This is a genomic window from Sphaerisporangium sp. NPDC005288 (genome assembly GCF_040607475.1).
In the GTDB taxonomy this organism is placed as follows: domain Bacteria; phylum Actinomycetota; class Actinomycetes; order Streptosporangiales; family Streptosporangiaceae; genus Sphaerisporangium; species Sphaerisporangium rhizosphaerae.
In genome coordinates this window covers 134,838-154,028 of sequence record NZ_JBEXGT010000008.1, presented here as the reverse complement: position 1 = coordinate 154,028, position 19,191 = coordinate 134,838, and the positions used below count along the sequence as shown (strand labels likewise).

19 protein-coding genes are annotated in these 19,191 nt (G+C 72.2%); 4 read left to right on the top strand and 15 right to left on the bottom strand.

The window, feature by feature from the left end; translation table 11 throughout:
* Positions 1–171: 171 nt before the first annotated feature.
* Positions 172–1,035, bottom strand: a complete 864-nt coding sequence (locus ABZU32_RS10745; protein WP_354920049.1) for a helix-turn-helix transcriptional regulator — start codon at positions 1,033–1,035, stop codon at positions 172–174.
* Between the two features lie 182 nt (positions 1,036–1,217).
* On the opposite strand from ABZU32_RS10745, the gene ABZU32_RS10740 reads away from it, so the two are divergent.
* Positions 1,218–2,249, top strand: coding sequence for an aldo/keto reductase (locus ABZU32_RS10740; protein ID WP_354920046.1), 1,032 nt, complete (start codon positions 1,218–1,220; stop codon positions 2,247–2,249).
* Positions 2,250–2,459: 210 nt separating this feature from the next.
* Here ABZU32_RS10740 and ABZU32_RS10735 read toward each other — a convergent pair whose 3' ends face one another.
* On the bottom strand, positions 2,460–3,002 hold the full coding sequence (locus ABZU32_RS10735; RefSeq protein ID WP_354920042.1) for an NAD(P)H-dependent oxidoreductase: 543 nt from the start codon (positions 3,000–3,002) through the stop codon (positions 2,460–2,462).
* 160 nt (positions 3,003–3,162) lie between these two features.
* Between ABZU32_RS10735 and ABZU32_RS10730 the strand changes: the two genes are divergently transcribed.
* Positions 3,163–4,137, top strand: a complete 975-nt coding sequence (locus tag ABZU32_RS10730; RefSeq protein ID WP_354920039.1) for a DUF523 and DUF1722 domain-containing protein — start codon at positions 3,163–3,165, stop codon at positions 4,135–4,137.
* 119 nt (positions 4,138–4,256) lie between these two features.
* Here ABZU32_RS10730 and ABZU32_RS10725 read toward each other — a convergent pair whose 3' ends face one another.
* From ABZU32_RS10725 to ABZU32_RS10715, 3 genes are all read right to left on the bottom strand, one after another.
* Complete coding sequence (locus ABZU32_RS10725) at positions 4,257–5,321, bottom strand: NAD-dependent epimerase/dehydratase family protein (RefSeq protein WP_354920036.1); 1,065 nt, start codon at positions 5,319–5,321, stop codon at positions 4,257–4,259.
* A gap of 88 nt (positions 5,322–5,409) precedes the next feature.
* Positions 5,410–5,988 (bottom strand): hemerythrin domain-containing protein, encoded by a 579-nt coding sequence (locus tag ABZU32_RS10720; protein ID WP_354920033.1) that lies wholly within the window; start codon positions 5,986–5,988, stop codon positions 5,410–5,412.
* Positions 5,989–6,097: 109 nt separating this feature from the next.
* A complete protein-coding gene (locus tag ABZU32_RS10715) occupies positions 6,098–6,520 on the bottom strand; it encodes a DUF2795 domain-containing protein (protein ID WP_354920030.1) in 423 nt (140 codons plus the stop codon).
* 296 nt (positions 6,521–6,816) lie between these two features.
* Between ABZU32_RS10715 and ABZU32_RS10710 the strand changes: the two genes are divergently transcribed.
* Both ABZU32_RS10710 and ABZU32_RS10705 read left to right on the top strand, forming a co-directional pair.
* Complete coding sequence (locus tag ABZU32_RS10710) at positions 6,817–7,266, top strand: DUF4383 domain-containing protein (RefSeq protein ID WP_354841228.1); 450 nt, start codon at positions 6,817–6,819, stop codon at positions 7,264–7,266.
* 118 nt (positions 7,267–7,384) lie between these two features.
* The gene (locus tag ABZU32_RS10705) at positions 7,385–8,566 is read left to right on the top strand and encodes a zinc-dependent alcohol dehydrogenase (RefSeq protein ID WP_354841226.1); all 1,182 of its coding nucleotides are present in this window, start codon (positions 7,385–7,387) and stop codon (positions 8,564–8,566) included.
* Between the two features lie 93 nt (positions 8,567–8,659).
* Here ABZU32_RS10705 and ABZU32_RS10700 read toward each other — a convergent pair whose 3' ends face one another.
* The 10 genes from ABZU32_RS10700 to ABZU32_RS10655 form a co-directional block, all read right to left on the bottom strand.
* A complete protein-coding gene (locus ABZU32_RS10700) occupies positions 8,660–9,037 on the bottom strand; it encodes a DUF488 family protein (RefSeq protein ID WP_354920027.1) in 378 nt (125 codons plus the stop codon).
* Positions 9,038–9,099: 62 nt separating this feature from the next.
* A complete protein-coding gene (locus ABZU32_RS10695; RefSeq protein WP_354920024.1) occupies positions 9,100–9,744 on the bottom strand; it encodes a GNAT family N-acetyltransferase in 645 nt (214 codons plus the stop codon).
* A 143-nt stretch (positions 9,745–9,887) separates the two neighbouring features.
* Positions 9,888–10,796, bottom strand: a complete 909-nt coding sequence (gene murQ, locus ABZU32_RS10690) for an N-acetylmuramic acid 6-phosphate etherase (RefSeq protein ID WP_354841219.1) — start codon at positions 10,794–10,796, stop codon at positions 9,888–9,890.
* A gap of 68 nt (positions 10,797–10,864) precedes the next feature.
* Entirely contained in the window at positions 10,865–11,914 is a 1,050-nt protein-coding gene (locus ABZU32_RS10685) for a GNAT family N-acetyltransferase (protein WP_354920021.1), read from the bottom strand.
* Entirely contained in the window at positions 11,911–12,918 is a 1,008-nt protein-coding gene (locus tag ABZU32_RS10680; protein ID WP_354920018.1) for an ABC transporter ATP-binding protein, read from the bottom strand. Before ABZU32_RS10680 ends, ABZU32_RS10685 begins: the two co-directional genes overlap by 4 nt.
* Positions 12,915–14,000 (bottom strand): ABC transporter ATP-binding protein, encoded by a 1,086-nt coding sequence (locus ABZU32_RS10675; protein ID WP_354920015.1) that lies wholly within the window; start codon positions 13,998–14,000, stop codon positions 12,915–12,917. The genes ABZU32_RS10680 and ABZU32_RS10675 overlap by 4 nt, the downstream gene beginning before the upstream one ends.
* Before the next feature lie 3 nt (positions 14,001–14,003).
* Positions 14,004–14,912: an ABC transporter permease gene (locus ABZU32_RS10670; protein WP_354841207.1), complete on the bottom strand. Its 909-nt coding sequence runs from the start codon at positions 14,910–14,912 to the stop codon at positions 14,004–14,006.
* Positions 14,909–15,904 carry an ABC transporter permease gene (locus ABZU32_RS10665; RefSeq protein ID WP_354920012.1) on the bottom strand — a complete coding sequence of 332 codons (996 nt, stop codon included), beginning with the start codon at positions 15,902–15,904 and terminating at the stop codon, positions 14,909–14,911. The genes ABZU32_RS10670 and ABZU32_RS10665 overlap by 4 nt, the downstream gene beginning before the upstream one ends.
* Positions 15,905–15,949: 45 nt before the next feature.
* Positions 15,950–17,734: an ABC transporter substrate-binding protein gene (locus ABZU32_RS10660; RefSeq protein ID WP_354920009.1), complete on the bottom strand. Its 1,785-nt coding sequence runs from the start codon at positions 17,732–17,734 to the stop codon at positions 15,950–15,952.
* A 355-nt stretch (positions 17,735–18,089) separates the two neighbouring features.
* Positions 18,090–18,896: an SAM-dependent methyltransferase gene (locus ABZU32_RS10655; RefSeq protein WP_354841199.1), complete on the bottom strand. Its 807-nt coding sequence runs from the start codon at positions 18,894–18,896 to the stop codon at positions 18,090–18,092.
* Between the last annotated feature and the right edge of the window lie 295 nt (positions 18,897–19,191).

Sequence of the window (19,191 nt, the reverse complement as noted above, 5' to 3'; positions counted from 1 at the left end):
CCGACGCGGCGCATGCGGCGACCGCCAATATCGAGGTCGCCGTGCGGGCTAATCGTGACCTGGTCAAGTCGTCCTCGCCGTGTCGGAACGAAATGGTCGGTCGATCAACGACGAGGACGCGAGCCGAGTTCCGAGCACGCTTCCACTAGTCCGGAACCGCTGTTCCAGGGGTCAGAAGGCGGCGGTGGCGGGTTCGGCGAGGGTGCGGAGTTTGGCCGCTGTGGGGGAGCCTTTGGGGGCCGTGTAGGTGCATAGGCGCTGGCCGGGGTCGGTCGGCAGGGAGAACGCCTCGTAGGTCAGCACCAGTTCGCCCACTTGCGGGTGGAGGATGCGCTTGATGCCCTGGGTTCGTTCTCTGACCGCCTGGACGTCCCAGTAGTGCCGGAACTCCTCGCTCTGTTCCCGCAGCTCGCAGACGACCCGCTGCACCCGGGCCTCGGCCTCGCGGCGGCCGATCTGCGCCCGCAGGCTCGCGACGGTCTCCTCCGCCTCCGCCTCCCAGTCCGGATGCAGCGCCTTGGCGTCGGGGTGCAGGAACATCAGCCGGGCGCCGTTGAGCTCCGCCTCCGGGAGCGCGTCGAGGTCGAACCAGATGCGGCCGATGATCGTGTTCCAGGCCAGCAGGTCGGTGCCGGGGCCGTAAACGACGGCGGGGACGGTGTCCCCCATGGCCTCCAGCAGTTCCAGGAGCTGCGGCCGTACGCGCGGGCGCGGGCCGGCGCCGGCGTCGCAGACCTCGGTGTGGGCGCCCCGTCGGCCGTGGGAGATGTTGCGCAGGAAGGCGTGCTCGTCCGGGGTCAGCCGCAGCGCCCGCGCGATCGCGTCGATCACCGCGTCGGAGACGGCGTGCGCCCGCCCCTGTTCGATGCGCGTGTAGTAGTCGACGCTCACCCCGGCGAGCCGTGCGACCTCCTCGCGGCGCAGTCCGCGCACCCGCCGCCGTGCGAGGCCGTCCGGCAGCCCCAGGGAGGCGGCGTCCAGCGCCGCCCGTCGCGCCTTCAGAAATGGAGTGATCTCGTCCTCGGCATGCCCCATGCCAGTCATTATGCGGCGGCCGGGTCGCTGGGGGGTTCTGCCGGACCCAGGTTGCGCCTGACCTGGCGCCGTCCCGGCGCGAAACGGAGACTGGACTCCGTATCCGCGGAACGACGTGTCCGCGAAGGATGTGGGCACGAGACGACGTGTCAACAGCAACGATCCGCAGGAGGCGGTACCTCGTGAAGCGCAGCACCCTCGGTGGGACCGGCATCTCGGTCAGCCGGTACGCACTCGGCGCGATGATGTTCGGCGCCCTCGCCAACAAGGACGTCGACGACTGCGTGCGCATCATCCACCGCGCCCTCGACGCCGGCGTCAACTTCGTCGACACCGCCGACATCTACTCGCAGGGAGAGTCGGAGGAGATCGTCGGCAAGGCGCTCAAGGGACGCCGCGACGACGTCGTCCTGGCGACCAAGGCCCACGGCTCGATGGGCCCGGACGCCAACCACGGCGGGAACTCCAGGCGCTGGCTCGTCCGTGAGGTCGAGAACAGCCTGCGCCGGCTGGGCACCGACCACATCGACCTCTACCAGATCCACCGGCCCGACCCGGCCACCGACATCGACGAGACCCTCTCCGCGCTCACCGACCTGGTGCGGGCGGGCAAGGTGCTGGCCGTGGGCAGCTCCACCTTCCCGGCGGAGCAGATCGTGGAGGCGCAGTGGGTCTCCGAGCGGCGCGGCCACGTCCGCTTCCGCACCGAGCAGCCGCCGTACTCGATCCTGGCGCGCGGCGTGGAGGCGGCGGTGCTGCCGACGGCGCAGAAGTACGGGATGGGCGTGCTGAGCTGGGGTCCGCTGTCGGCGGGCTGGCTGTCCGGCCGCTACACCCAGGCCGCGGACATCGACCTGGCGAGCACCGGCCGCGCGGCCGTCGAACGGCACAAGTTCGACCCCTCGCTGCCCGGGAACGCGGCCAAGCTCCAGGCCGTCGGCGAGCTGTCGAAGCTCGCGGCGGGGGCCGGCCTGTCGCTGGCGCACATGGCGGTCGGGTTCGTCCTGGCCCACCCGGCGATCACCTCGGTGATCATCGGCCCGCGCACCATGGAGCAGCTCGACGACCTGCTGGCCGGCGCGGACACGGTGCTGACCGAGGACGTGCTGGACCGGATCGACGAGATCGTGCCGCCGGGCACCGACCTCAACCGGGCGGACAGCTACTACGTGCCGCCGGCCCTGGCGGACAAGGCGCTGCGCCGGCGGCCGTGAACCGCTCGGTTCTGGCGCGGGTGGCCACCCCCGTCGCGGCCGACCCCGCGGTCCGCGGCGGCGCGGACCGCCGAGGGCGCACCGGAGGGCCGGCGGTCCGCCCGGCCGGTCAGCGCTCCGCCTCGGCGAGGACGCGTGAGCGGGCCGCGGCCAGGGAGGCGGCCTGCCGCTCGCGCAGGTGCGCCAGGCCCGGGTCGACCCGCGCGTTGGTCAGCTCGGCGTGGACGAAGGTGACGTCTCGACTCCGAAGTGGCCCTTGAAGAAGTCGCGCAGGTAGCGCTCCTGGTGGTCGAACGGCTCGCGCGGAGTGCCCGGCCCGTACGCGCCGCCACGGGCGCCGGTGACCACGAACCGGCGGCCGGCCAGCGACATCTTGGGGAAGGTCACCTGGTCGAGCCAGGCTTTGAGCGCCGAGGGGATGGAGAAGTTGTACATCGGCGTCCCGATCAGCACCACGTCGGCGGCGGTCAGCTCTCCCAGCAGCGGGGCGAGGGTCGCCCACGCCTCCTGCTGTGCGGGGGTGCGCACGGCCTCCCGGTAGCGAGCGATGTCGGTGATCCCGTGTGCCAGCACGTAGTCGCACAGCTCGGTCCACGGCTGCCCGATGTGCGGGACGGGGTCGGCCGCCAGGTCGCGGTAGGTGTAGTGGCCCTCCGGGTGGGCCGCGCGCCAGACCTCGGCGAACGCCTGGGAGAGGTCTCGGGAGACCGAGGTGTTCCGGGCACTGGCGTCCAGGTGCAGCAGATGGCTCATGACGATCCGTCCCCTTCAACCGGACACCATGTCCAGTTAGTGGGCCCAGCCTATCCACATGTGGACACCTCGTCCACATGCGTCGGACGCATCCGCGGAGGGGAGCGCTGCCGAAGGGACAGTAAGGGACACGGCACTCGCCAAAGGATCGATCGGACCAATGCCAACAGACAACGCAAATCCTCCGGTGAACGCCGAGCGGCGGCCACGGCCGCGGATCGCGGTGTCGAGCTGCCTGCTCGGGGAGCCCGTGCGGTTCAACGGCGGCCACAGCCGCGACCGCTTCGTGTCCGGCGCCCTGGCCCCCTGGGTCGACTGGATACCGATCTGCCCGGAGATCGAGATCGGCCTGGGCGCCCCCCGCGAGACGCTTCGCCTGGAGGCGGCGCCCGGCGGGACGCGCCTGATGACCCGCGCCTCGCGCAGGGACCTCACCGAGCCGATGACCGCGCTGGCCAAGGCGCGCGCGGCGGCGCTGCGGGTGGACGGCTACGTCTTCAAGGCCAAGAGCCCGACCTGCGGCCTGCACGGCGTTCCCGTGCACGGCTCGGGACGGCGTGGGCGGGGGCTGTACGCGGAGGCGATGATCGCGGCGCATCCGCTGCTGCCGGTGGAGGACGAGGGCCGGCTGCACGACGACGTGCTGCGCGAGGCGTTCGTGGAACGGATCTTCGCCCACGCCCGCCTGCGGGCGCTGCTGGAGGGCCAGTGGCGGGCGGGTGACCTGGTGGCGTTCCACTCCCGGCACAAGATGCAGATCCTCGCGCACGACCCGGCGGAGTACCGCCGGATGGGCCGGCTGGTCGCCGAGGCGGGCACCAACGCGCCGGAACGGCTCGCCGCCGCCTACGGCCGGGCCTTCCGCGTGGCCCTGGCCACCCGGGCGAGCGTCGGCCGCAACGTCAACGTGCTGCAGCACTGCCTCGGCATGGTGAGCGACGACCTGGACGGGGCGCGGCGCGCCGACCTGGTGGAGGTGATCGACGCCTACCGGGCGCACCAGGTCGCCCTCAGCGTGCCGCTCGCCTTGCTGCGCCACCACGTCAAGGGCACGGGCATGGCGTACCTGGCCGAGCAGACCTACTTCTCGCTCTACCCGGACGAACTGGGGCTGCGCAACCACGTCCCCCGCTGACCGGCCCCCACGCGTCCCCCTCAGGAAGCGGGCGGCCGGTCACCGTCAGGAATGCGGCCGGTCGCCGCTACGAGCCGCCGAGCGTGCCGTCGGCGAAGGCGGAGCCCCGCCGGACGGCGTCAGGGACGCCGGCCGACGCCGGTCGCGAGTTCGCCGACCCGGGCGGGGCCGCCGGCGTGGGCGTCCAGCACGGGGGTCGGCATGCCCGCCCCGGTGCGCAGGCCCTCCAGCAGCTCGCCGACCGCCTCGATCGCGGTGTGTTCCGGCCGCCAGCCGAGGACGGTGCGCGCCCGCGTGGTGTCCATGACCGGGATGCGCAGCGCCATCTCCATCAGCCCGGGAGAGGCGGGGATCAGTCGCAGATGCCAGGCCGCCGCGACCGCGGTCCGCGCCATCATCGGCGAGATCGGCACCAGGCGCGCGCCGAGCAGCCCGGCGAGGGCGGCGGCGTCCAGCACCGGCTCGGCGGCGAGGTTGAACGCGCCGACGACCGAGCGGGTCACGGCCAGCCGGTAGGCCCGCCCCACATCCAGGGAGTGCAGCGCCTGCACGCGCAGGCCCGGGATGTCCGGCACGAACGGGATCCGGCCCGCGCGCAGCAGCCGGCCGGGCAGGAAGGGGCCGGCGAACAGACGGCGCTGCTCGGCGGCCGCTCCCCGCTTGAAGATGAATCCCGGGCGCATCCGCACGACGCGGATGCTCGGATGGTCGTTCTCGAACACGTCGAGGACCCGCTCCAGGTAGGCCTTCTCCCGCGAGTAGGCGGCGCCCGGCCATCCGTGGGTCGGCCAGCTCTCGTCCACCGCGCCGTCCTTGGGCCCCGGCGAGTACGCGCCGACCGAGGAGGCGTGCACCAGGATCTGCACCCCCGCCTCCGCCACGGCGCGGAAGAGTCGCATGCCTCCCAGGACGTTCGCCCGCCACGTCGTGACCGGGTCGCGGGTCGGCTGGAACAGCCAGGCGAGGTTGACCACGGCGTCGGCGCGGGCGAACAGGCCGGTGAGGTCGCTCGTGGTGATGTCGGCCGAGCGCCACTGGGTCCTGCCCGGCACGCCCGCGCCGGGGCGGCGGGCGGGCAGCCGCCGGGCGACCCCGACGATCGAGGTGACGTCGGGATCGGACTCGAGCGCGGAGATCACGCTCGTTCCGACATTGCCGGTCGCGCCCACCACGATGACTCTCATAGAACGCTGCTGCCCCCGCCGTGCCGGCCGAAACGCGGGCAGACGCGATCATTTGACCCGGTTGGAACAGGCATTTGACCCGGTTGGGTCAGGTCTTGCCCCGACCGGTGAACAGATCGTGGATGCGGTCCACCAGGCCGGCGCCGGGAGCCAGCAGCTTGTTGGCCGGCGGCCGGTCCGGCGCGGCGGGATGCGGCCGGGTAGGGCCGAGCTTCTTCATCATCGTGATCTTCTTGCCCAGGGCGGCCAGTTCCTCCGCGTCGGCGTACCGCACCAGCTCGGGGAACAGGTGCGCCTCCTCGTCCTTGATGTGCTCCCTGATGGTGGCCATCAGGTCGTCGAGCAGCCCCTCGAAGGCCGGGGCGGTGACCCCGTCGTCAAGGGCCTTCTCCAGCTGCTTCATCAGGCGCTCGGCCTGGGCGTGCTCGGCGATCTCGCGGTCGGCCAGCCGGTCGCCGTCCGGGATGAACGCGCGGGCGGCCGGGTACAGGTACGCCTCCTCGGCAACCGAGTGCCCGACCAGCTCGATGATCACCTTCTCGGTCAGCTCCCTGCGGCGGTCGTCCTGCCCCGTGCCGCGCAGGCGCTCCAGCTCCGCGAAGGTCTCCTCCACCTCCCGATGGTCCATGGTGAGGACGGTGATCGCGTCACCGCCGTGCTTCATCATGCTTCCTCCTCGCACTGCGCCGAACTCTGCCGATGTCGTCGGCGGTTACCCGGTGCGGGCGACGGGAAACCGCCGTGGCCATGGAGAACGCGAGTTGAAGGGCGCCCCCCTAGTCGCCGGAGCGGCGCTCCCGTCCCAGCCCCAGCGCCTCGGCCATGTCCGCGATGTTGCGGAAGGAGCCGTCGGGCAGGTCGCGCAGCGCCCGCACCACCGCGTCCGGCACCGCCGGGTTCCCCTCCGCGTGGGCGAGGATCTCGTCGCGGTCGGCCGGGTAGTGGACCTCGACGAGCCATCGGGCAAGGTTGCTGCGCTGGTCGACGTCGTTCTGCGTCATCCCGGGCGCCACCCCGGGCTCGTGGCCGGGCGCGTACCCCTGCGGGCGCAGGTCGTCTTCGGCGTCGCTCACGGGCTCGGGCTCCCGCCATTCCTCGGCGTGCCCGGTGACGCCCCCTCGCGTGAGGCCGGCGGTCTCGTGCTTGATCTCCTCATCGAGGCGCGGACCGTGCTTGTCACTGCCGCGTTCCAGGTTCATTGACGTGTCCTTTCGATGTGGACCGCGGCATGTACCCCGTCGCGCGCGCGCGAACCACCCTTTCCCGGCCCGGCGCCCGCCGCATGCGCCCTGACCTCGACGGAAGAGGCGGGGCGGCCGGGCGACCCGGTGCCGGGAAAAGAATTCGCAAAAAAATAAAAGGCCCTTTTGCAGGATATTCGCGGGCTCCGCGACCGCCGAAGTCAGCGTCAGGTGAACGACCTTGTATAGGCACGGCGGACAGGGGTAGCGGGGGTCTGGGCGACCACGCCCGTGTATTGCAAACTGGAGGGCCCATGAACGCGATCCACACGCGAACCGCGCGCACGCCGCTGCAGACGGCCTCGCTCGTGGTGGGAGTGGTGTTCCTCGTCGTCGGCGTGCTGGGCTTCATCCCCGGTGTCACCACGAACCTGGACGACCTGCAGTTCGCCGGCCATCACTCGGACGCGATGCTCCTCGGCGTCTTCGAGGTGTCGATCCTGCACAACATAGTGCACCTGCTGTTCGGCGTCGCCGGCATCGTCCTGGCCCGCACGTGGCAGGGCGCGCGCGCCTTCCTCATCGGCGGCGGCGCGATCTACCTGCTGCTGTGGGTGTACGGCATGCTCGTCGGCCACGACACCGCGGCCAACTTCGTCCCGGTCAACGGCGCCGACAACTGGCTGCACCTGCTCCTCGGCCTCGGCATGATCGCGCTGGGCTTCGCGCTCGGCCGCCGGTCGGTCACCGCCGGCCGGTTGTGACGGCCCCGACGGGCATCGCGGACGGCTTTCGCGGAACGGCCGCCGGCGGAACGGCCGCCACGGGCGGCCATGACGGAACCGACAGCAACTGGGACCATCGGGGTGGAGGAAGCAGACCATGAAAGCCGTCACCTGGCACGGCAAGCGCGACGTACGGGTCGAGGAGGTCCCCGACCCGGCGATCAAGGAACCGACCGACGCGGTCATCAAGGTGACCTCCACCGGCATCTGCGGCTCCGACCTGCACCTGTACGAGATCATGGGCCCGTTCATGACCGAGGGCGACATCCTCGGCCATGAGCCCATGGGCATCGTCCAGGAGGTCGGCGCCGAGGTGACCCACATCGCCCCCGGCGACCGGGTGGTCATCCCCTTCAACATCTCCTGCGGCCACTGCCACATGTGCGGCATGAAGCTGTACGCGCAGTGCGAGACGACGCAGGTGCGCGAGCACGGCACCGGCGCCGCGCTGTTCGGCTACACCAAGCTGTACGGCCAGGTGCCCGGCGGGCAGGCCGAGTACCTCCGGGTGCCGCAGGCGCAGTTCGGCCCGATCAAGGTGCCGCAGGGCCCGCCCGACGAGCGGTTCGTCTATCTGTCGGACGTGCTGCCCACGGCCTGGCAGGCCGTGGCCTGGGCGGACATCCCTGAAGGGGGCAGCGTCACGGTGTTCGGCCTCGGGCCGATCGGGCAGATGTCCGCGCGCGTGGCTCGGCACCTCGGGCACCGGGTGATCGCGGTGGACGGCGTGCCCGAGCGCCTGGCGATGGCCCGCCGCCACGGCGTCGAGGTCATCGACGCGCGCGAGTGCGACGACGTCCCTGAGGCGGTCCGCGAGCTGACCGGCGGGCGGGGCACCGACTCGGTGATCGACGCGGTCGGCATGGAGGCGCACGGCTCGCCACTGGCCAAGCTGGCCCAGAGCGCCACCGGGCTGCTGCCCGACGCGGTGGCCGCCCCGTTCATGCGCAACGCGGGCGTCGACCGGCTGGCCGCGCTGAACCAGGCCATCGAGACCGTGCGGCGCGCCGGGACCATCTCGATCTCCGGCGTCTACGGAGGCATGGCCGACCCGATGCCGATGCTGCGCCTGTTCGACAAGGGCGTGACCCTGCGCATGGGACAGGCCCACGTCAGGCGCTGGATCGACGACGTGCTGCCGCTGGTGAGCGACGACACCGACCCGCTGGGCGTCATGGACCTGGCCACCCACCGCCTGCCGCTGGACCAGGCCCCGCACGGGTACGAGATCTTCCAGAAGAAGCGGGACGGCGCCGTGAAGGTCCTGCTCACCCCCTGACGGTCCCCGAGGCCGTCAGGTGCCCAGCACACCTGACGGCCTGTGGCCGCCCGACGTGAGGGACGGGGTGTACCCATTGAGCCGGCCCGTCCCTCACCTGGGCGCCTTCGCGCCGCTCCTGGCCTCGCCGAGCAGGCCGGCCAGGACGGCGGCGTGGCTGCGCCCGGCGTCCCGGGTGGCGGTCAGCAGCGTCACCGGGCCTTCCCGCGCCAGCTCCGCGATGCGGTCCAGGGCGCGGCGGCGGGCCGGGTCGTCCAGCTCGGTGAGGTAGCGGTCGCGGAAGGCATCGAACTTCGCGGGATCGTGGCCGTACCACGTGCGCAGCTCGCCGGACGGCGCCACGTCCTTGAGCCACTCGTCCACGTGGGCCGCCTCCTTGGCCACGCCGCGCGGCCACAGGCGGTCCACCAGCAGGCGGGCGCCGTCCCCGGGGTCCGGGGCGTCGTAGACGCGGCGCACCTGTACCGGCATCCGCGCCCTCCCATCGCCGGAGCTCGGCCGGATGCCCGGAGGACGTCCGGGCCGGCCGCGGGTCACTGGGAGATATGCCCGTTTCTGTGGCCCTCACCCCGTCCGCCGGCGCGCAGCCGCCGCCGCGGTGAGGAGCCCGCGCCGCCGGGAGGCGAGCCGCGCAGCACGACCCGGGGATCGCGGGTGCCCAGGTCGAGGTACATCCGGACCTCGTCGAAGCGCTCCATGCCGACCTCGATGACGTTCGGCAGCCGTCCCCACTCGCGAAAGCCCATCTCCTCGTACAGTTCGATGGCCCCGTGGTTGTTGCCGCGCGCCCCGAGGGTCAGGGTCTCCAGCCCGGCGGCACGCGCGCTGTCGACCAGGCCGGCGAGGACCAGGCGGCCGAGGCCGAGGCCGCGCGCCGCCGGGTGCGCCATGACCTTGCCGATCTCGCCGGAGTGCGCGAACACCTGGGCGGAGGCGCGCTTCCACAGGCCCATCGCCTGGACCACGCCGTCCACCCGGGCCAGGGCCAGGGCCGCCCGGCCGTGCCGGGCGTCGGCGAGGATCTCCTCCACCAGCAGGTCGGTCTCCCGCCTGCCGGGCGGGGTGAGGTAGCCGACCGCGCCGCCGGCCGCCACGACCGCGTGGATCACGCGGTGCACCTGTTCGAGGAGCGCGTCGTCGGGCACAGACGGCCAGGTCAGGTCGATGCGGGGAGACATGTCTGTGAATTATGCCCATCCACCCCGGACAGCCCCGCGGCAGCCCGGCGAGACCGGCCGGACCGGGGCTTCGCGGGCCTTGCCCGGGTGGCCGCCGCGCCCCGTCGCGCCCGGCCTCCGCGGGCTGCCCGCGTGCGGAGAGGTCACGCCGGGCGGGCGTCCAGGACGAGGTCGAGGCGGTCGTCGTAGGCGGCCAGCAGCAGGCGGGCCTCGTCGGCGGCCAGGCCGCGGCGCACCATGACGACGGCGGTCTTGACCTGGTGCCCGGCCTCCTCCAGAGCCCGGCGGGCCACGGCGATGTCGGCGCCGGTGATCTCGGCGACGATGCGCGCCGCCCGCGCGACGAGCTTGGTGTTGCTCGCCGACACCTCGACCATGTAGTTCCCGAAGGTCCGGCCGCACTTGATCATGGAGATGGTCGAGATCATGTTGAGCACGAGCTTCTGCGCCGTGCCGGCCTTCAGGCGCGTCGAGCCGGCCACCACCTCGGGGCCGACGATGACCTCGATCGCGTGGTCGGCCGCCTCCGACAGCGGCGTGCCGACGTTGCACGACAGCCCCGCCGTCAGAGCGCCCAGCCGGCGGGCCTGCGCGACGGCGGCGACGACGAACGGCGCGCGCCCGCTGGCGGACAGGCCCACCACCGCGTCCGCCGGACCGACGCCGTGCTCGCGCATGGCGGCGGCGCCCGCCTCCGCGTCGTCCTCGGCCCCCTCGACCGACCGGGTCAGCGCGGGCGTCCCGCCGGCGATGATCCCGCGCACCGTCCCGGGATCGGTGCCGAACGTCGGCGGGCACTCCGAGGCGTCCAGCACCGCGAGCCGCCCGGAGGTCCCCGCGCCCACGTACAGCAGCCGCCCGCCGCCGCGCATGCGGGCGACGATGCCGTCGATCGCGGCGGAGATCTCCGGCACCGCCCTGGCCACCGCCGCCGGCACCGTGGAGTCGGCCGCGTTCATCAGCCGCGCGATCTCGTCGGTCGGCAGGCGGTCGATCTGGCGGTAGCGCGGATCTATCTGCTCCGTCGTGGCCGGCGGGGCGAATGGTCGCATCGTGGCTCTCCTCATCTTCCGGGGGTCGTGCTGATGCTCGCCGGGGCCGCGGCCCGGGCGCGGCGGGTTCAGTCGAGGTGGCGGCGGTAGAGCCAGAACACCCGCTCCACGCGCGCGCCGACGGCCCTGGCGTAGAAGCGGACCGGGCCCACCCAGCCGATCTGGGTGGTGCGCAGGCCGGCGGCGGCCTGTTCTGCCAGGCAGCGCCGCAGCAGGACGCGGCCGACGCCGAGCCCGCGGGCCGCTTCGTCGGTGCCCATCGGGCCGAACCACCCGGGCCGGGCGCCCCAGGCGGCGAAGCCGAGGATCTCGCCGTCGCGGACGGCGTAGTGGCAGCCGGTCGCCTGCTCGACCTCCCAGGCCCAGGCGTCGTTCCAGTGCCGCCGGACGAACGCGGCCACCTCGCCCCGCTCCCCCGGAGCGGCCGTGCGCACCGCGACCCCGGCCGCCGCGAGCCGCCCGGCCTCCTGGTCCTGTGTGGCGCCGGGCGCGAACGGCGCCAGGTCGGCGGTCATGTTCCAGGCGGTGCGGTGACGCTCGTAACCCAGGCTCTCGGCCAGGCAGACCGCCGGGGTGTAACGCACGTCGATGCCCGGCCAGGCGTAGCAGGGCGGGTTGCCGGCCAGCCGGACCTCCCGCACGCCGCGCTCGCGCAGCCACTCCTCGGCGGCGCGCAGCAGAGTCCTGCCGAGCCCGCGTCCCCGCGCCGCGGGCCGCACGGCCAGCAGGTCCACGTGCCCGACCCCCTCGGTGGCCGACAACGAGACGAACACGACCCCGTCCAGGCACGGCAGGGTGAGCGCCGTCCACTCGCGGCCCTCGGGCGGCGCGGCCAGCCGGGACACGATCAGCGACGCGTCCTCGGCGTCGAAGACGAGCGCCTCGCGGGCCACCTCCCCGACGATCGCCAGCTCGGAAGGCAGCACGGGACGGACGCCCGCGGGCCCGTGCGCGGGCCCGGCCCCGTGCAGGCCGTTCGCGAGCTCGGCGCCCTCGAAGCCGCCCGCCAGACCCGCGACCTGGGAGCCGGGCACGGACGCGGAGCCGTTCTCGGAGCCGTTCTGGGGGCCGTTCTGGGGGCCGTTCTGGGGGCCGGGGCTCTCGGGGACGCCGCTCACGCCACGGCCTCCACGGGGATGACCTCGCGGCGCTGCGGGTGGAAGCAGGCGTGCTCGTGCGTGCTCTCCACGCAGCCGGCCAGTATCGGCCGTTCCTTCTCGCACCGCTCGGTGCGGAACGGGCATCGGGGAGCGAACAGGCACCCCTCGTCGGCGTGGCGCTCGTTCAGCGCCTCGGTCGGCACGACGCGCTCGCGCCCGGGCCGCTCCAGCCCGTGCAGCACGGGGATCGCCGACAGCAGCGCCTGGGTGTAGGGGTGGACGGGCCCGGTGATGACGGTCTCGGTGAGCCCGCGCTCCACCACCTGCCCCCGGTAGAGCACGTACAGCTCCCCCTGGCCGCCGATGTACCGGGCGGTGGCGATGTCGTGGGTGATGAACAGCAGGCTCACCCCGAGCCGCTCGCGCAGGTCCTTGAGCAGGGCGAGGATGCTCAGCCGCATCGACACGTCGATCATGGAGACCGACTCGTCGGCGACCAGCATCTCGGGGTCCACGGTGAGCGCGCGGGCGATGACGACGCGCTGGCGCATGCCGCCCGAGAGCTGGTGGGGGTAGCGGCCGAGCACGTAGCCCGGGTCGATGCCCACCAGCGCGAGCAGTTCCTCCGCGCGGGCGTCGATCCAGGACGAGGGGCGGCCGGTCTGCGAGGCGCGCAGCGCGAGCGGCGCCCGCAGGGTCTGGTGGATCGTGCGGGTCGGGTTGAGCGCGGAGTAGGGGTCCTGGTGGATGAGCTGGATGCGCCGGAAGTACGGCCGGCGGCGGCGCGGGCTGAGCGGCGTCATCGGCGTGCCGTCGATGACGATCTCGCCGGAGTCGTAGGTCTCCAGCCCGGCGACGATGCGGCCGAGAGTGGTCTTGCCGCATCCGGACTCGCCGATGAACGACACCGCGCCGCCCTTGGGGACGGTGAAGTCGATGCCGCGCAGCGCCTTGACCTCGCGAGCGCCGAGGACGTCGCCGCGCTGCTTGTAGGTCCTGGTGATGCCGGTCCCGGTGATCACGCGTGCTCCTTGCGGCGTTCGGCGGGCCTGGCCGCCTCGGCGGCGTGACAGGCGACGGTTCTGCCGTTCTCGATGACGGACGGCGGTTCCACGGTCTCGCAGACCTCCATGCGGAGCGGGCAGCGCTCCTGGAAGACGCATCCCCGCTTGGGCACGGTGCCGAGCGTGGGCGGGCGTCCGGGCAGCGCGCGCGACTGGGTGATGTCGCCCGACAGACGGGGGATCGCCTGGATCAGCCCGCGGGTGTAGGGGTGGCGGGGCGAGCCGAGCACCTCCATGGTCGGGCCGTGCTCGACCACCCGCCCGCCGTACATGACGGCGAGCCGGTCGGTGACCTCGGCGGCCACGCCCATGTCGTGGGTGACCATCAGCGTGGTCAGCCCGCGCTCCTGGTGGATCTCGCGGACGATGCGCAGGATGGTCGCCTGGGTGATCATGTCGAGCGCGGTGGTGGGCTCGTCGAGGATGACCAGCCGGGCGTTGAGCACCAGCGCGAGCATGATGCCCACCCGCTGGCGCATGCCGCCGGACAGCTCGTGCTGGTGGGAGTCCAGCACGCGGGCGCCGTCCAGGCCCATCCGCTCCAGCAGGCTCTTGGCGTCCCGCACGAGGGCGGGAAGGTCGTCCACGTCGTGCGAACGGCCGAGGTCCAGCAGCTGCTTGCCGATCGTCTTGAGCGGGTTCAGGGAGTTCTGGGCGGCCTGGAACACGTACCCGAGGTGCCGGCCGCGCGCCCGGCGCAGCCGGTCGCCCGCCAGGTCCACGACGTCGCCGAGCCCGTCGATCTCCACGCTGCCGCCGGCGATGCGGCCGGGCGGCTGGACGGCGTTGAGCAGCGAGAGCGCCAGCGTGGACTTGCCGGAGCCGGACTCCCCCACGATGCCGGTGATGGTGCCCGGCTCGACCGTGAGGCTGACGCCGCCGAGGGCGGGCAGCTCCCCGAGCGGCGTCCGGTAGACCACGGTGAGGTCGCGGACCCGCACCCCGGGCGCCGTCGCCGCGGCGGTGCCCACGACCAGGCCGGGGACGGCGGAGGACTCGGGGCGGGGAGACTCCCCGACCCCGTGGGAGATGGTGGTCACCGGTTACTCCTCACGCAGGCGCGGGTTGAAGATCTCGTCCATCGCGTCGACGATGAGCACGATGCCGAGCGTGAGCAGCAGGATCGCCAGCAGCGGCGCCAGCAGGTACGGCAGCGCGGCGGTGCTGGTCAGCGCCCCGCCGCCGAAGACGGCCAGGTTGAGCATCACACCCCAGTTGTTGGAGTCGAAGGGCAGCACACCGAGGAAGAACAGGCCGACCTGGGCGTAGATGGCGCCGGTGACGGCGATGAGCATGTTCATCGCGATGTAGGGCGCCATGCTGGGCAGCAGCTCGCGCCCGACGATGTGGGCGGTGGACAGCCCGAGCCCCCGGGCCGCCTCGATGAACCCCCGTTCGCGCAGGGACAGCGTCTGCGAGCGCACGGCGCGGGCGATGCCGCCCCAGCCCAGCAGGCCGAGCACCAGGCCCATCTCCAGCGGCCCCTGGAACTTCCAGACCGTCGACAGCACCAGCAGCAGCGGCAGGCCGGGGATGGTGAGCTGCAGGTCGGTGATCCGCATGAGCACGGTGTCCCACCGTCCCCGGTGGAACCCGGCGAGCAGGCCGAGCACCGTGCCCGCCGCGACGGTGATGACCGCCGTGGCCAGGCCGGTGAGGATGACGTACCGGGCGCCGGTGACCACCAGCGCGAGCACGTCGGTGCCCTCGAAGTCGGTGCCGAACGGGTGGGCGAAGCTCGGCGGGGCGTAGAGGGCGTTGTCGTCGCGCGGCAGGTGCGCCGGGTACAGCATCGGCCCGAACGCCGCCATGAGCAGGAACATGGCGACGATCACCACGCCGGCCAGGCGGCTCGGCTTGCGGCGCAGCACGCGCGCGACGCCCCGCCAGAAGTTGCGCCGCAGGGCCGCCCGGGTGTCGCCGAGCGCCGTCTGGGGAACCGTCACGCTCATGCCGCGCCTCCCGTCCGCACCCGCGGGTCGATCACGGTGTACAGCAGGTCGGCCGCGATGTTGGCGACGATGATGGCCACCGTGGTCACCAGGAACGTTCCTCCCATGAGCGCGTAGTCGCGGGCGCCGATGCTGTTGACCAGCAGCAGCCCGAGCCCCGGATAGTTGAAGATCCGCTCGATGAAGATGGCGCCGCCGAACAGCATGCCGAGCGACAGCGCGAGGATCGTGAACAACGGCAGAATCGCGTTGCGGGCGATGTAGCGGAACAGCACGCCCCGGGTGAGGCCGCGCAGTTCGGCGGCGAGGATGAAGTCGTCACCGAGCACGGTCGCCACGCTGGACTTCATCGCCAGCACCCAGCCGCCGTAGCTGGCCAGGGCGTAGGTCAGCACCGGCAGCGTGGCGTGCTGGACCAGCGAGGCCAGGTAGCCGGCGTTGAGTCCGGGGACGAACTCGACGTCGACCGGGCCGCCCGCGGGCAGGATCGGCCACAGCGTCGTGAAGATGGCCAGCATGAGCAGGCCGATGACGTACTGCGGCACGCCGTGCAGCAGCGAGCCCGAGATCGACAGCAGGTCGCCGAGCTTGCCCGACCGCTTGATGCCCGCGTACACCCCGAGCGTGACGCCGAGCAGGAAGCTCAGCAGCGTGCCGCCGAGCACCGGCAGGATGGTCCACTTGGCGGCCGAGGTGAGCAGGGTCGTCACCTCGGTGCCGGGCGTGCTGATCGACTGGCCGAGGTCCAGGTGCAGCAGCGCCTTCATGTATCCGGTGTACTGCTCCCAGAGACTGCCCGTGGGCAGGAACCCGTACAGGGCGGCGGTGGCCCGCTCGGCCTGGTCGGGCGACATGCCCTTCTCGATCAGCGTCTCGTACTGGCCGAGCACCGGGTTACCGGGGATGTTGCGGATGATCACGAAGCTGATGGTGGTGACCACCCAGATCATGACGAGGCCGCGGACGACGTGCCCGGAAAGCCGTCGTGTCACTGCGTTCACCCGGGGAGTCCGCCGGGTCGTGAGAGTCGTCATAGGCTACTTCTTCTTGATCATCCCGAGTTGCATCCACACTCCCGCGGGCAGGCGCAGCGCCTCGCTCCCGGCCGGCGGCCAGCCGGTGTAGCGGTCGGTGTTGATGAACTGGGTGTTGACGTAGTCGTAGATCTGGATCACCGGCAGCTGCTGGTTGGTCAGCGTGGCCAGCGTGGCGACGATGCGCTTCTGTTCGTCCGGGGCGGCCAGGTTGAGCCGGTTGGTGAGCTCGCCGGGGTTCACCCCGCCGATCGTCTCGGGGCCCCCCATCCAGTTTCCGTCCTTGCCCGGCGGAGAGTGCGTCAGCCGCCCGGCGAGCAGCGACCAGCCGTTGGCCGAGCCGTACAGGCGCTGGTAGATGTTGTACGGCGAGGGCCCGAGCGCCATCAGCCAGAAGCCGATGTCGAACTTGCCCGAGGCCAGCTCGTCGAGGTAGAGGATGTAGTCCGCCGAAGTGGTGACGCTCGCCTCGATGCCGTGGTCGTTGAGCTGACTGGTGATCGACTTCGCGGCGGCGACCCAGTCGGAGAACGACGCGGGCACGTGGACCTCCACCTTCCACGGGCTGCCGTCCGGCATCGCCCACACGCCACCCTTCTTGACCATGCCGGCGGCCTTGAGCTCGGCGTCGGCCTTGGCCGGGTCAACCTTGTAGGGGTCCAGCGCGGCGAGCCGGTCGCCGAGCCACGCCTTGGCCGAGTCGCCGTGGATGCCGGTGGTGGTGAGCGACGGCGTCCCCGCCTCCGGCGAGGCGATCTTGGTGACCTGGGCGCGGTCGACGAGGTAGGCGAGCGCGCGGCGCACGTGCACGTTGTCGTAGGGCTTGCGCGCCTGGTTGAACGCCATCGACGCCGCCACCGGAGAGTAACCCTTGCGGATCGCGTTGCCCGGGGTCTGCTTGATCTTGCGCATGACCGCGGCGGGCACGGCGGTGAACGGCGCGCTGTCCAGCGTGCCGGTGACCAGGTAGTTCCAGATCTGCTCGTTGCCGGTGTAGTTGAGCACCTTGACCTTGTCGGGCGCGATGCGGGCCGCGTCGTAGAAGTACGGGTTCTTCTTCAGCAGCGCCGCGCCGGGGTTGACCCTTTCCAGGACGAACGGCCCGGCGGAGACGTCCTCGGGCGGGGCGAAGGTGATGACCTTCTGCGACAGCCCGGTGATCGCGGCCTTGGCCTTGTCGGCGGCCGGTCCGGTTCCCCTGGCGGCCTGGAGGGTCGTCCAGAAGCCGGCGGGGAGCAGCTTGCCGTAGACGTGCGCGGGGACGACCACCGTGGAAAGGACGTTGCGCAGGAACACGTTGCTGCGGTTGGCCCCCTGGGTGACCTTGACGGTCTTGGCGTCCACGATCGTGATGTCGGCCGCCGCGCCCGCCGCGCCGGCGTTGACGGTGTAGGCGCTGCCGCCCTGGGTGTAGGCCAGGCCGATCGAGGTGCGGATGTCCTCGCTGGTGACGGGCTTGCCGTCCGACCAGCGGGCCTGCGGCTGCAGGTGAACCACGACCTCGCCCTGGTCGGGCGTGGCGGTCCAGCTGCGGGCGATGCCCGGATAGAACTGGTTGGGATCGGTCAGGCTGTTCTTCGGCCAGGCCAGCGACATGGCGTCGTACCCGACGAACGTGCTCCCCTGCGGGTTGAAGGGATTGATCGGCGCGGTGGCGTCGATCTGCTTGGCACCGTCGATCGTGGTGTAGACACCGCCCGCCCCGGCCGTGCCGGCCGTCTCCGTAGTGCCGCAGGCGGTGACGGCGGCGAGGGCCGCGACGGCGGCGATCGCTGCGAGTCGCTTCATGTAGTGGTCTCCAGGGGCCCGATTGCCGGGAACATACGGGCTCGAGGGCAGGGTGGTCGATTTTTTTCCTCCATGCAGGTTAGCATGAAGTTTCTTTTTAACCGCCCTTCTACCTGCGGATACTTCCGCAAGGGCACCCCATGGCATGCGAGAGGGCCCCGGCGTCACGCCGGGGCCCTCCCTATGTCCCTGTGTCCCTCTGTACGTCCCTGTGCCACCCTCTACGTCGCCGCGCGCTCCATGGCGTCCCTGTGCCTGCGCCGCTTCCCGCCCGTGCCGCTTCCCGCCTGTGCCGCCTGTGCCTGTGCCGCTTCCCGCCGGGGTCGCTTCCTGCAGGGATCGCTTCCTGCCGGGGTCAGCGCACGCGGCCCACGCCGCCGACCGCCCCTGCCTCCCCCGGAAGCGCGAGCACCGGCTCCTGCTCCGGCCGCCACTCGCGCAGCGGCACCACTCCGGGCTCGGCCAGCTCCAGGCCGTCGAAGAAGGCCCGCACCTGCTCGGGCGACCTGGAGGTGACGCCGGGCGCGGCGGTGCGGCTGAACACCCGCTGCCCCTCGCGGGCCTTGTCCTCGTCGACCTCGCCCACCGAGCCGTGCGAGATGACCAGATGACCGCCCGGCACGAGCGCCGACCGCAGCACCGTGACGATCTTCATGGCCTCGTCGTCGTCCGGGATGAAGTGCAGGACGCCGAGCATCAGGATCGCCACCGGCCGGGAGAAGTCGAGATGCTCGACGATCTCCAGGCGGTCGAGGAGCGCCTTGGTGTCGCGCATGTCGGCGCCGACGGCGATCACGCGGTCGTTCTCGGCGAGCAGCGCCCGGGCGTGGGCCATCACGATGGGGTCGTTGTCGACGTACACCACCCGCGACTCGGGCGCGAGCTCCTGCGCGACCTGGTGCACGTTGCGCTGCGTCGGCAGGCCCGCGCCGATGTCGAGGAACTGGCGCACGCCCTGGCGGGTGAGATGCGTCACCGTGCGGACCAGGAACTCGCGGTTCTCCCTGGCCACGTCGCGCACGTTGGGCAGAAGCTCGATGATCTTCTCGGCGGCCGCGCGGTCGGAGGCGAAGTTGTCCTTGCCGCCCAGGTAGTAGTCGTAGATCCGCGCGACGCTGGGGATCGACGGATCGACCCCCGTTGGCGCCTTGATATCGCTCACACCGCTCCTTGCCGCTCACTCGTCCTGATCAGGATGGTAGGCGATCTCAGGCCCGCCGTCCCAGGCGGAACGGCGGCCGCCGACGACCAGAACAGGCGCCCCTCAGCGATCAGGACACCGACCGGCGGTGACGAGGTCAGACGCCCGGGACGCCGACTGCCGGCGACCAGGACCGGCAACCGGGACGCCGACCGGTGACCACCGGGGGTGACAAGGTCAGGCGACCGGGACGCCGACTGCCGGCGACCAGGACGGCCGAGCGGGACGCCGATCGGCGGCGACCGGTGGTGACGAA

What these genes read in the sequence shown, in the direction of transcription:
- ABZU32_RS10730 (WP_354920039.1), top strand. Translation starts at nt 3,163, where the DNA reads ATGCCAACAGACAACGCAAATCCTCCGGTGAACGCCGAGCGGCGGCCA.
- ABZU32_RS10745 (WP_354920049.1), bottom strand. Translation starts at nt 1,035, where the DNA reads ATGGGGCATGCCGAGGACGAGATCACTCCATTTCTGAAGGCGCGACGG.
- ABZU32_RS10670 (WP_354841207.1), bottom strand. Translation starts at nt 14,912, where the DNA reads ATGAGCGTGACGGTTCCCCAGACGGCGCTCGGCGACACCCGGGCGGCC.
- ABZU32_RS10660 (WP_354920009.1), bottom strand. Translation starts at nt 17,734, where the DNA reads ATGAAGCGACTCGCAGCGATCGCCGCCGTCGCGGCCCTCGCCGCCGTC.
- ABZU32_RS10710 (WP_354841228.1), top strand. Translation starts at nt 6,817, where the DNA reads ATGAACGCGATCCACACGCGAACCGCGCGCACGCCGCTGCAGACGGCC.
- ABZU32_RS10720 (WP_354920033.1), bottom strand. Translation starts at nt 5,988, where the DNA reads ATGATGAAGCACGGCGGTGACGCGATCACCGTCCTCACCATGGACCAT.
- murQ (WP_354841219.1), bottom strand. Translation starts at nt 10,796, where the DNA reads ATGCGACCATTCGCCCCGCCGGCCACGACGGAGCAGATAGATCCGCGC.
- ABZU32_RS10735 (WP_354920042.1), bottom strand. Translation starts at nt 3,002, where the DNA reads ATGAGCCATCTGCTGCACCTGGACGCCAGTGCCCGGAACACCTCGGTC.
- ABZU32_RS10715 (WP_354920030.1), bottom strand. Translation starts at nt 6,520, where the DNA reads ATGAACCTGGAACGCGGCAGTGACAAGCACGGTCCGCGCCTCGATGAG.
- ABZU32_RS10725 (WP_354920036.1), bottom strand. Translation starts at nt 5,321, where the DNA reads ATGAGAGTCATCGTGGTGGGCGCGACCGGCAATGTCGGAACGAGCGTG.
- ABZU32_RS10700 (WP_354920027.1), bottom strand. Translation starts at nt 9,037, where the DNA reads ATGCCGGTACAGGTGCGCCGCGTCTACGACGCCCCGGACCCCGGGGAC.
- ABZU32_RS10695 (WP_354920024.1), bottom strand. Translation starts at nt 9,744, where the DNA reads ATGTCTCCCCGCATCGACCTGACCTGGCCGTCTGTGCCCGACGACGCG.
- ABZU32_RS10705 (WP_354841226.1), top strand. Translation starts at nt 7,385, where the DNA reads ATGAAAGCCGTCACCTGGCACGGCAAGCGCGACGTACGGGTCGAGGAG.